This is a genomic window from Citrobacter sp. wls717 (assembly GCF_005280955.1).
In the GTDB taxonomy this organism is placed as follows: Bacteria; Pseudomonadota; Gammaproteobacteria; order Enterobacterales; family Enterobacteriaceae; genus Citrobacter; species Citrobacter werkmanii.
On the sequence record NZ_SZWW01000006.1, the window covers coordinates 496,210 to 506,876 of the forward strand.

Annotated in this window: 14 protein-coding genes; 6 read left to right on the forward strand and 8 right to left on the reverse strand. The window is 53.5% G+C overall.

Annotated features, from left to right (window positions below; translation table 11 throughout):
* The first annotated feature begins 21 nt into the window (after window positions 1-21).
* Both FDX09_RS04670 and tilS read left to right on the forward strand, forming a co-directional pair.
* On the forward strand, window positions 22-411 hold the full coding sequence (locus FDX09_RS04670; RefSeq protein ID WP_069324020.1) for a VOC family protein: 390 nt from the start codon (window positions 22-24) through the stop codon (window positions 409-411).
* A 61-nt stretch (window positions 412-472) separates the two neighbouring features.
* A complete protein-coding gene (tilS, locus tag FDX09_RS04675; protein ID WP_137346853.1) occupies window positions 473-1,765 on the forward strand; it encodes a tRNA lysidine(34) synthetase TilS in 1,293 nt (430 codons plus the stop codon).
* A gap of 83 nt (window positions 1,766-1,848) precedes the next feature.
* Here the strand turns inward: tilS and rof are convergent, their stop codons facing one another.
* Window positions 1,849-2,109: a Rho-binding antiterminator gene (gene rof / locus FDX09_RS04680; RefSeq protein ID WP_003018503.1), complete on the reverse strand. Its 261-nt coding sequence runs from the start codon at window positions 2,107-2,109 to the stop codon at window positions 1,849-1,851.
* Complete coding sequence (locus tag FDX09_RS04685) at window positions 2,096-2,296, reverse strand: YaeP family protein (RefSeq protein WP_024132476.1); 201 nt, start codon at window positions 2,294-2,296, stop codon at window positions 2,096-2,098. The genes rof and FDX09_RS04685 overlap by 14 nt, the downstream gene beginning before the upstream one ends.
* Before the next feature lie 189 nt (window positions 2,297-2,485).
* On the opposite strand from FDX09_RS04685, the gene FDX09_RS04690 reads away from it, so the two are divergent.
* Genes FDX09_RS04690 through nlpE form a run of 3 tightly spaced genes read left to right on the forward strand, consistent with a single transcriptional unit; the run spans window position 2,486 to window position 4,179 of the window.
* A complete protein-coding gene (locus FDX09_RS04690; protein ID WP_038637444.1) occupies window positions 2,486-3,031 on the forward strand; it encodes a YaeQ family protein in 546 nt (181 codons plus the stop codon).
* A complete protein-coding gene (gene arfB / locus FDX09_RS04695) occupies window positions 3,028-3,450 on the forward strand; it encodes an alternative ribosome rescue aminoacyl-tRNA hydrolase ArfB (protein WP_038637447.1) in 423 nt (140 codons plus the stop codon). Before FDX09_RS04690 ends, arfB begins: the two co-directional genes overlap by 4 nt.
* Before the next feature lie 30 nt (window positions 3,451-3,480).
* A complete protein-coding gene (gene nlpE / locus FDX09_RS04700; RefSeq protein WP_087857695.1) occupies window positions 3,481-4,179 on the forward strand; it encodes an envelope stress response activation lipoprotein NlpE in 699 nt (232 codons plus the stop codon).
* Window positions 4,180-4,222: 43 nt separating this feature from the next.
* Here nlpE and proS read toward each other — a convergent pair whose 3' ends face one another.
* The 6 genes from proS to metN form a co-directional block, all read right to left on the reverse strand.
* Window positions 4,223-5,941 carry a proline--tRNA ligase gene (gene proS / locus FDX09_RS04705; protein WP_038637453.1) on the reverse strand — a complete coding sequence of 573 codons (1,719 nt, stop codon included), beginning with the start codon at window positions 5,939-5,941 and terminating at the stop codon, window positions 4,223-4,225.
* Between the two features lie 113 nt (window positions 5,942-6,054).
* A complete protein-coding gene (tsaA, locus tag FDX09_RS04710) occupies window positions 6,055-6,762 on the reverse strand; it encodes a tRNA (N6-threonylcarbamoyladenosine(37)-N6)-methyltransferase TrmO (RefSeq protein WP_087857691.1) in 708 nt (235 codons plus the stop codon).
* Complete coding sequence (gene rcsF, locus FDX09_RS04715) at window positions 6,759-7,163, reverse strand: Rcs stress response system protein RcsF (RefSeq protein WP_016151780.1); 405 nt, start codon at window positions 7,161-7,163, stop codon at window positions 6,759-6,761. The genes tsaA and rcsF overlap by 4 nt, the downstream gene beginning before the upstream one ends.
* 116 nt (window positions 7,164-7,279) lie before the next feature.
* The gene (gene metQ, locus FDX09_RS04720) at window positions 7,280-8,095 is read right to left on the reverse strand and encodes a methionine ABC transporter substrate-binding lipoprotein MetQ (RefSeq protein ID WP_006686809.1); all 816 of its coding nucleotides are present in this window, start codon (window positions 8,093-8,095) and stop codon (window positions 7,280-7,282) included.
* A gap of 44 nt (window positions 8,096-8,139) precedes the next feature.
* Window positions 8,140-8,793 carry a methionine ABC transporter permease MetI gene (locus FDX09_RS04725; RefSeq protein WP_006686810.1) on the reverse strand — a complete coding sequence of 218 codons (654 nt, stop codon included), beginning with the start codon at window positions 8,791-8,793 and terminating at the stop codon, window positions 8,140-8,142.
* Window positions 8,786-9,817: a methionine ABC transporter ATP-binding protein MetN gene (metN, locus tag FDX09_RS04730; RefSeq protein WP_038637459.1), complete on the reverse strand. Its 1,032-nt coding sequence runs from the start codon at window positions 9,815-9,817 to the stop codon at window positions 8,786-8,788. The genes FDX09_RS04725 and metN overlap by 8 nt, the downstream gene beginning before the upstream one ends.
* Before the next feature lie 189 nt (window positions 9,818-10,006).
* Here metN and gmhB point away from each other — a divergent pair, with 189 nt between their 5' ends.
* The gene (gene gmhB / locus FDX09_RS04735) at window positions 10,007-10,573 is read left to right on the forward strand and encodes a D-glycero-beta-D-manno-heptose 1,7-bisphosphate 7-phosphatase (protein ID WP_137346854.1); all 567 of its coding nucleotides are present in this window, start codon (window positions 10,007-10,009) and stop codon (window positions 10,571-10,573) included.
* Window positions 10,574-10,667: the final 94 nt, after the last annotated feature.

The window sequence follows — 10,667 nt, forward strand, 5'->3', positions numbered from 1 at the left end:
AAACGAAAGAGGCAAAACGCTATGCTGGGATTAAAACAGGTTCACCATATTGCCATTATTGCGACGGACTACGCGGCGAGTAAGGCATTTTACTGCGATGTGTTGGGCTTCACCCTGATGAGCGAAGCCTACCGGGAAGAGCGAGACTCCTGGAAAGGCGATCTGGCATTGAACGGTCAGTATGTGATTGAGCTCTTTTCTTTCCCATTTCCACCTTGCCGCCCCAGCCGACCGGAAGCCTGTGGTTTACGTCATCTGGCGTTCAGTGTGGATGACGTAGAGAAAGCGATCGCGCATCTGGAAGCGCGCGATGTGAAGTGCGAGCCGATACGCATTGATCCGTTTACCGGCAAACGCTTCACGTTTTTTAACGATCCCGACGGATTACCGCTCGAACTGTATGAGCTGTAAGGCTTGTCATTATGGCGTTAGCCCGGTAACGTGCCGGGCAATGCCATTGTAAGTAACCATCATGACAACACTCACGCTGAACACTTCACTGCTGAATTCTCAATCGATTCTGGTCGCTTTTAGCGGCGGGCTGGACTCCACCGTGCTGCTGCATCAGTTAGTGCTGTGGCGAGCACAGCACCCTGAGGTTACGTTGCGCGCAATCCATATTCATCATGGATTAAGTCCCCACGCGGACAACTGGGTGCAGCACTGTGAATCGATATGCGCGCAGTGGCAGGTGCCGCTGGTGGTTGAACGGGTCCGTCTGGAGGATGATGGTCTGGGGATAGAAGCTCAGGCGCGGCGGGCGCGCTATCACGCATTTGCACAGACGTTGCTGCCGGGCGAGGTACTGATGACCGCCCAGCATCTGGACGACCAGTGCGAAACTTTTCTGCTGGCCCTTAAACGTGGCAGTGGTCCTGCCGGGCTGTCCGCCATGGGAGAAAGCTCGCCGTTCGCCGGGACCCGGCTGATCCGACCGCTGCTGGCGCAAACGCGAGAGGCGCTGGAAGGGTGGGCGCGACAGCACCAATTATGTTGGATTGAGGATGAAAGTAATCAGGATGATACCTACGATCGCAATTTCCTCAGATTGCGCGTTACTCCCTTGCTGCAACAGCGTTGGCCGCACTTCGCGCAAGCCACGGCCCGCAGCGCCGCGCTGTGCGCCGAGCAGGAGAGCTTACTGGATGAACTGCTTGCCAGCGATTTAGCCGACTGCGTCACGGCCCAGGGCACACTTTTACTGGCGCCGCTAATGACGATGAGCGGTGTACGGCGTGCCGCCCTGCTTCGCCGCTGGCTGGCAGGATTAACTGCGCCAATGCCTTCCCGTGACGCTCTGGAACGTATCTGGCAGGAAGTCGCGCTGGCGCGGGAAGATGCTTCCCCCTGTTTTCGCCTTGGAGAGTTCGACATTCGTCGTTATCAGTCACAGCTGTGGTGGGTGAAATCGGTCGATGGGCAAAGCGAAACCGTCATCCCGTGGACATGCCGGGAAACGCCGTTGACGCTGCCTGCCGGGTTAGGCTCGGTGCAGCTCATCCCTGCTGGCGAATTGCGTATGCCGCAGGCAGATGAAGCCGTCAGCATTCGGTTTAGAGCGCCAGGCGTATTACATATTGTCGGGCGTAACGGTGGACGTAAATTAAAGAAAATCTGGCAGGAGCAGGGGATCCCGCCCTGGCGACGAGATACCACGCCGCTGTTGTTTTACGGCGAAACGCTGATTGCGGCTGCGGGTGTTTTTGTGACGCGTGAGGGAGCAGCAGAAGATAAAGAAGGGGTGAGTCTGGTTTGGCATGCCTGATGGCGATGCGCTTATCCGACCTACATATCGCATGGAAAGTAGGCCGGATAAGGTGCTTGCACCGCCATCCGGCAACAAAAGAATCAGGATTCGCTGACGACCACGGTACCGATTTGCGGGTGGCTGAAGCTGGCAATTTTATCGAGGCGAAGCTCCCGGGTTTCACCTGCGACATCTGCGACCAGATATTCCACGTTTTTGCGTGAAACCAGATCGTTTGCTTTCGCTTGTAAAACTTCGCCATCTTTTAACGCCAACGTCAGTAACAAATGGTGCTGGCAGGCGAGTTCAAGATTGTCGTAATCATCACAGTTGATGGGTTGATACGTTTCATTCATTGACATAATCGCTCACCAGTAAGTTCGCGGCAGCATAGGCCGCTTTTTCCCTGACCGACTCTGAAAGGGCGCTGTCTGCCGCCATTTCATTAAGCACCTTCAATACGCAACCCAGCGCATCCGGGACATACCCTAAGTCTCCGCTGGCGATTTCCGCGTACCGCTTGCGTATTAACTCACAATATTTTTCCACATGCCCTCCTGTCAGCACTCTGACTTAACCGTGGATGCAAGTCTAAGCCTACGAAGATAAACTCTGTTTAGCAAGGTGACTATACCATACTCATTCAGGCAATATCAGCGGCCTTGATAGAGGTGCTGTTAGCAGCCTTTTGCCGCAGTTTTCGCTACAATGAGCGCCTGATTCGAAAGGAGTTCTCAAATGGCGCTTAAAGCGACAATCTATAAAGCTGTAGTCAATGTGGCGGATCTCGACCGCAACCAGTTCCTTGACGCAGCCTTGACGCTGGCGCGTCACCCTTCAGAAACCCAGGAGCGCATGATGCTGCGACTGCTGGCGTGGATTAAATATGCCGATGAACGCCTGCAGTTCACACGTGGCCTGAGCGCGGAAGATGAACCGGAAGCCTGGCTGCGAAACGACCATCTGGGCATTGATTTATGGATTGAACTCGGCCTGCCGGATGAGCGTCGTATTAAGAAAGCCTGCACTCAGTCTGCTGAGGTGGCCCTGTTTACCTACAACAGCCGTGCGGCCCAGATCTGGTGGCAACAAAACCAGAGTAAGTGCGCGCAGTTTAAAAATCTTACCGTGTGGTATCTGGATGACGAACAGCTGGCGCAACTGAGTGAATTTGCTGGTCGCACCATGGCGCTGCAGGCGACGATTCAGGATGGCGCTATCTGGTTGTCCGATTCTCAGAACAATCTGGAAATTCATCTGACCGCGTGGCAGCAGGGTTCATGATAGTCATCTCCCGAAACGTCTCTATCCCTGATAATGAGCTGGAAATCACGGCGATTCGGGCGCAGGGCGCGGGTGGTCAGCACGTTAACAAGACCTCGACAGCCATCCATTTGCGCTTTGACATTCGGGCCTCTGGCCTGCCAGAGTATTATAAGGAACGCCTGCTGGCCGCCAGCCATCATCTGATTAGCGGCGATGGCGTTATTATCATTAAGGCGCAGGAATACCGTAGCCAGGAGCTAAACCGGGAAGCGGCAATATCCCGGCTGGTGGCGGTGATCAAAGAATTAACCGCAGTGCAAAAAAGCCGACAGGCAACGCGTCCTACGCGCGCTTCGAAAGAGCGTAGGTTGTCATCGAAGGCGCAAAAATCCACAGTGAAGTCACTGCGCGGGAGAGTTCGTCGAACGCAAGACTGACGAGCAGGAATAAAAATCTATAAGGAATTGATAGTGAAAACAGCAATATTGTCCGTCGTCGCTGCATGCACGCTTTTTTCCTTGATCGGCTGTAACAACCGTACTGAAGTCGAAGTACTACAGCCGACACGGGCGGCAGAATTAAAACCGATGCAGCAAAGCTGGCGAGGCATCCTGCCTTGCGCGGACTGCGAAGGGATTGAAACTTCTCTGTTCCTCGAAAAAGACGGAACATGGGTGATGAACGAACGTTATCAGGGGGTGAGGGATGAACCGTCGTCCTTTGCCTCTTATGGAACATGGGCGCGCACTGCGGATAAGCTGGTGCTGACCGACAGTAAAGGTGAAAAGTCGTACTATCGTGCTAAAGGCGAAGCGCTGGAAATGCTCGATCGTGAAGGTAATCCGATTGAGTCGCAGTTCAACTACACCCTTCAGCCCGTTTCCGCCAGCTTACCGGTGACGCCAATGCCGATGCGGGGCATGTACTTCTATATGGCTGACGCAGCTATCTTTACCGACTGCGCAACGGGTAAACGGATGCCGGTGGCGAATAACGCCCAGCTTGAGCGTGACTATTTAGCCGCGCGCGCGGAAAACGGGCAATCCGTATTGCTGACGCTGGAAGCGCATTTTACACTGGAGGCGAACCCGGACACTGGCGAGAAAGTGAAAACGCTGATGGCGGATAAAGATGCGAAATTTATCCCCGGTAAAGGGTGTAATTAATTGATGAAAAAAAGGCCCTGATTATCAGGGCCTTTTGCTGATATTAGCCTTTAATGGCTTTTACCAGGTAGTCGACGATGTCGCCCGTTTTAATCAACTGCTTCTCGCCGTTACGACGGTATTTGTATTCGATATCGTCGTTGTCGAGGTTACGGTCGCCCAGCACGATAGTGTGCGGAATACCGATCAGTTCCATATCGGCAAACATCACGCCCGGACGCTCTTTACGGTCGTCCATCAGCACTTCAATGCCCTGCGCGCGCAGCTCTGCGTACAGCTTTTCAGCCAGTTCCTGCACGCGGTAGGACTTATGCATGTTCATCGGCAGAATCGCGACCTGGAACGGGGCAATGGCGTCTGGCCATACGATACCGCGATCGTCATAGTTCTGTTCGATAGCTGCAGCAACCACGCGAGTGACCCCGATACCGTAGCAACCCATGGTCAGGATCTGGTTACGGCCATCTTCGCCCTGAACGGCGGCTTTCATCGCTTCAGAGTACTTGGTGCCCAGCTGGAAGATGTGACCCACTTCGATGCCGCGTTTAATCAGCAGCGTACCCTGGCCATCCGGACTCGGGTCGCCAGCGACCACATTACGAATGTCCGCAACTTCCGGGGTGGCAACATCACGATCCCAGTTGATACCGAAATAGTGCTTACCGTCGATGTTCGCGCCCGCAGCGAAATCGCTCATCACGGCAACGGTACGGTCGATAACGACCGGAATTGGCATGTTCACCGGACCCAGAGAACCCGGACCCGCTTTCACCAATGCGCGAATCTCTTCTTCGGTGGCGAAGGTCAGCGGGCTGGCAACCTGCGGCAGTTTTTCCGCTTTGACTTCGTTCAGCTCGTGATCGCCGCGAACCAGCAGGGCAATCAGCGGAGACTTGCTGCCTTCAACCGCTTTCACCAGCAGGGTTTTTACGGTTTTCTCGATCGGCAGGTTGAACTGCTCAACCAGCTCGGCGATGGTTTTGGCGTTTGGCGTATCGACCAGCGTCATCTCCTGCGTTGCTGCCGCACGCGGCTCTTTTGGCGCAACGGCTTCGGCAAACTCGATATTCGCTGCATAATCGGAGGTGTCGGAGAAGATCACATCGTCTTCGCCGCTCTGCGCCAGCACCTGGAATTCGTGAGAGGCGCTACCGCCGATAGAACCGGTATCCGCTTGTACCGCACGGAAATCGAGACCCATACGGCTGAAGATCTTGCTGTACGCCGCGTACATCGCGTCGTAGGTCTCCTGCAGGGATTCCTGAGAGGTATGGAAAGAGTAGGCATCTTTCATCAGGAATTCGCGGGAACGCATCACGCCGAAGCGCGGACGAACTTCGTCACGGAATTTAGTCTGGATCTGGTAGAAGTTCAGCGGCAGCTGTTTGTAAGAGCTCAGCTCGTTACGAATCAGGTCGGTGATCACTTCTTCATGCGTTGGGCCAAGGACGAACGGGCGATCGCCACGGTCAGCAATACGCAGCAGTTCCGGGCCGTATTGTTCCCAACGGCCACTCTCTTGCCACAGCTCAGAGGGCTGAACGACCGGCATCAACACCTCGATCGCACCGGCGTTGTTCATCTCTTCACGCACGATGTTTTCGACTTTTTTCAGGACGCGCACGCCGGTCGGCAGCCAGGTGTATAACCCGGAGGCCAGCTTGCGGATCATCCCGGCGCGCAGCATCAGCTGATGGCTGATGACTTCGGCGTCGGCAGGTGTCTCCTTCAGAGTGGAGAGCAGATATTGGCTAGTACGCATGTTGTTACGGTTCCAGTTGAACGATCGAACAGGCTCAAGACGAGCCTGGCACAAAACAAAAGTGGTTTAGTTTACCAGCGAGAAAGGGATGTCAAAAGAGTACGCGACGCAAATTAGCGGGCTTCCAGAGCAAAGACCTCAAATCCTGACGGCGTAACGCGCCAGCGGACGTTAAAGTCCAGCAGCCAAACGGCGTAGGTTTTGCCTTCTTCCTCGTCTTTACGGTAGGCAGGACGGGGATCCTGCGCCAGCACTTCGGCAATAAACTGGCGAAGATGCGGACAACGTTTTTCCAGCCCAGCCAGTTGCCCGGCGATCTCTTCACTGAACGACACATCTACGCTGGCCTGCGGTGCATCCTGAGCATAGCTGGCGCGAGCATCGGGCAGCGATTCGGCAAATGGCAGATACGGTTTAATATCCACAACCGGCGTACCATCGACAAGATCCAGCCCGCCGAGCTCAAGGATGACGTGCTCTTTGTGGCAGCGGATACCTCGAAGCTCAACCAAAGACATGCCAACAGGGTTAGGACGAAACGTTGAACGCGTGGCGAAGACACCCATTCTGGCGTTGCCGCCAAGACGGGGAGGGCGCACGGTTGGACGCCATCCTCCTTCCATTGTCTGATGAAAAACAAAAATCACCCACAAATGGCTGAAGGCTTCCAGGCCGCGAACAGCTTCGGCCTGGTTATAGGGAGCGAGCAAATGCAGTTCGCCGCTGGCACTTTTCACCAGACCTGGCTGGCGTGGAACGGCGAACTTTTCTTTATAAGGTGAGCGGATAACGCCTATTTGCTCGAACTGAAAATGACTCATTTCGCCGAAATGTTCAGTGCAGAACCAATGCAAACCGCCTGACGATAGCAACCTGGCGTCCCGCTGGTGACTTCGCAACTGTGCAGCAATACCGCATTCGCTTTCATTTTAGAGGCGTTAATCTGCATGCGTTTACGTGCGGTTGGGATGCTCGGAGGGGAATCCTGGTTAGATGCCTGGCAGGATTCGCCGCTGACTTCGCCGAGATCGCGGAACGGTTTACCCACTAAATCTTCGGCGTTAGTAATGATTCTTACCGGCGCCGCGCGCGGTGCTTTTGGTTTTTCCGGCTCCGCTTTTGGCGGGGTAGCGGTGCTTTGAACGGGTTCAACAGGGGATCTGCTTAACATAGAACAGCCGCTCAGCATGAGTGCTACTAAACAGATCGGTAAAGCACGCATAATATTTCCTCAATGAATGATCTAAACGTCAGATATTGAATCAGGTGCTTGCATAAATGACAAGACGGGCAAGCGCCCGTCCTGATGATATTACAGATTCTGGAAACAGCCTAAAATTACCAGCCCTTAACCGCACCGCCGTTGAAGACTTTGTTCGCTGCTTCGTACACTTCGTCAGACTGGTAGGCCTGCACGAATTTCTTCACGTTCTCAGCATCTTTGTTGTCTTCACGGGTCACGATCAGGTTTACGTACGGAGAATCTTTATCTTCAACAAAGATACCGTCTTTTGCCGGAGTCAGGCCAATCTGGCTGGCGTAGGTGGTGTTGATGACCGCCAGGGCGATTTGCGCATCGTCCAGTGAACGCGGCAGCTGCGGCGCTTCCAGTTCAACCAGCTTCAGGTTTTTCGGGTTTTCAATCACGTCCAGCGCGGTCGGCAGCAGGCCAACACCGTCTTTCAGTTTGATTAAGCCCACTTTTTGCAGCAGCAGCAGCGAGCGGCCAAGGTTAGTCGGGTCGTTTGGAATCGCGACCTGAGAACCTTCCTGCAGCTCATCCAGTGATTTGATTTTTTTGGAATAGCCCGCAATCGGGTAAACAAAAGTATTGCCCGCGGCAACCAGCTTGTAACCACGATCTTTAATCTGCTGATCCAGGTACGGTTTGTGCTGGAAGGCGTTAGCATCAATGTCGCCTTTGCTCAGCGCTTCGTTAGGCAGGACGTAATCGTTAAACGTGACCAGCTCAACGTCCAGACCGTATTTTTCTTTTGCCACTTTCTGCGCGACTTCTGCAACCTGTTGCTCTGCGCCAACAATAACGCCCACTTTGATGTGGTTAGGATCTTTTTCATCCTGACCGCAACCCACAAGTGCCAGAGAACCGATCAGGGCTCCAACTGCCGCAAAGGTTTTGAATTTGAACGCCATGCTTATTTCCTTTTCTTAATGAGTTTTTAGTGTTGTGTGCAACGTTATTTGTGCGTGACAACCCGGACGATGCGATCGCCGGATAACTGAATTAAATAAACCAGAACGACGAGCAATACCAGTACTGTATTCATCACGGTAGCGTTGTAGCCGATATAACCGTACTGGTAGCCAATCTGTCCCAGACCACCTGCGCCGACGGCACCGCCCATCGCGGAATAGCCAACCAACGTGATGAGCGTGATGGTGGCGGCATTGACCAGACCCGGCAGCGCTTCTGGCAGTAATACCTTACGTACAATCTGCAACGGCGTGGCGCCCATCGCACGGGAGGCTTCAATCAGCCCGGTCGGGATTTCCAGCAGCGCGTTTTCCACCATACGGGCGATAAACGGCGCGGCGCCGACGGTCAGCGGGACGATAGCGGCCTGCAGCCCAATAGAGGTACCCACAATCATGCGGGTGAAAGGAATCATCCACACCAGCAAAATAATGAATGGGATGGAACGGAAAATATTTACCAGCGCAGAGAGCGTACGGTAAAGCTTAGCGTTCTCAATGATTTGCCCTGGACGCGTAACGTACAGCAATACGCCAACCGGCAAGCCAATGACAAAACCAAAAAAACCGGACACAAAGGTCATTGCCAGCGTTTCCCATACGCCGCGAACCAGCAGCCACATCATCGGCTCAGACATAACCCAGTACCTCTACTTTTACATGGTGTTCCTGCAGCCAGTTAATGGCTGCTTGTGTATCTTCCTGTGTGCCGTGCATTTCCGTCAGCATAATGCCGAACTTCACGCCGCCGGCATAATCCATCTGCGCGCTAATAATGTTGTTATTCACATTAAAGCGACGGGCCGTCTCAGAGAGTAATGGCGCATCGACCGAATGACCGGTGAACTCCATGCGCAGCATTGGCACGCTGTCGGCTTGCGGCTCTGCTTTTAAACGTTCCAGATAATCTTCCGGGATATCCAGATGTAGAGTGGACTGGATAAACTTCTGTGCCAGCGGCGTTTTCGGGTGAGAGAAGACTTCGCTGACGGTGTCCTGTTCAATCAGTTCACCATTGCTGATGACCGCCACGCAGTCACAAATGCGTTTTACAACGTCCATCTCATGGGTAATTAGCAGAATGGTGAGACCCAGACGACGGTTAATGTCTTTCAGCAGTTCCAGAATCGAACGCGTGGTTGCCGGGTCGAGTGCGCTGGTGGCTTCATCGCAGAGCAACACTTTGGGATTACTTGCCAGCGCACGGGCGATCGCCACTCGCTGTTTTTGTCCACCGGAAAGGTTGGCCGGATAGCTATCGTGCTTGTCGCCAAGGCCAACTAAATCCAGCAGTTCTGTTACACGGCGTTTGATCTCTTCCTTTGGCGTGTTATCCAGTTCCAGCGGCAGCGCAACGTTGCCAAACACGGTACGGGAAGAGAGCAGGTTAAAGTGTTGGAAAATCATGCCGATTTGACGGCGAGCTTTGGTCAACTCGGACTCTGAAAGCGTTGTCAGCTCCTGACCGCCGACCTGAACGCTGCCTTCGGTTGGGCGTTCAAGTAAGTTAACGCAGCGGATAAGCGTACTTTTACCGGCACCGGAGGCGCCAATGACGCCGTAAATCTGCCCGGCGGGAACATGCAGGCTGACATTATTTAGCGCCTGAATGGTGCGAGTCCCCTGCTGGAATACTTTGGTGATATTCGAAAGTTTAATCATTGGTTATTTATTATCGTAATTAAGTTAGCCGTGGCATTTTCGTCTGTCTGGGACGGTCAAGGCCGTCAACAAGATGGATGTTAAGGCATCCAGACGTCTAAATCAATCTAGCTTTGCACGATGAGCACTTTCTTGCCCGCCGAAACATGCGATACTAGAGCCACATGCCTTATTCAGGAGCTATAAAAGGTGGCAAAGTCTGTACCCGCAATTTTTCTCGACCGTGACGGCACCATTAATGTGGACCACGGTTACGTACATGAGATTGATGAGTTCGAGTTTATCGACGGCGTTATTGATGCCATGCGTGAACTTAAAAATATGGGTTACGCGCTAATTGTGGTGACGAACCAGTCTGGTATCGCGCGCGGTAAATTTACCGAGGCACAGTTTGAAACGTTGACCGAATGGATGGACTGGTCGCTGGCCGATCGCGACGTTGATCTGGATGGTATCTACTATTGCCCGCACCATCCGCAGGGTACCGTAGAAGAGTATCGTCAGGTCTGCGATTGCCGTAAGCCGCATCCCGGGATGTTGATCTCTGCTCGCGACTTCCTGCACATCGATATGGCTGCTTCTTATATGGTAGGCGACAAAATAGAAGATATGCAGGCGGCAGCAGCGGCGAATGTTGGAACCAAGGTACTGGTGCGCACGGGCAAACCCGTCACGCCGGAAGCAGAAAATGCGGCAGATTTCGTTATAAATAGTCTGGCAGACTTGCCAAAGGCGATAAAAAAGCAGCAAAAGTAAGCGTTGTGGATAAAAGGTGAGCGGTTGGAACAAAAATGCATTTTTCCGCTTGTCTTCCTGAGTCGACTCCCTATAATGCGCCTCCATCGACACG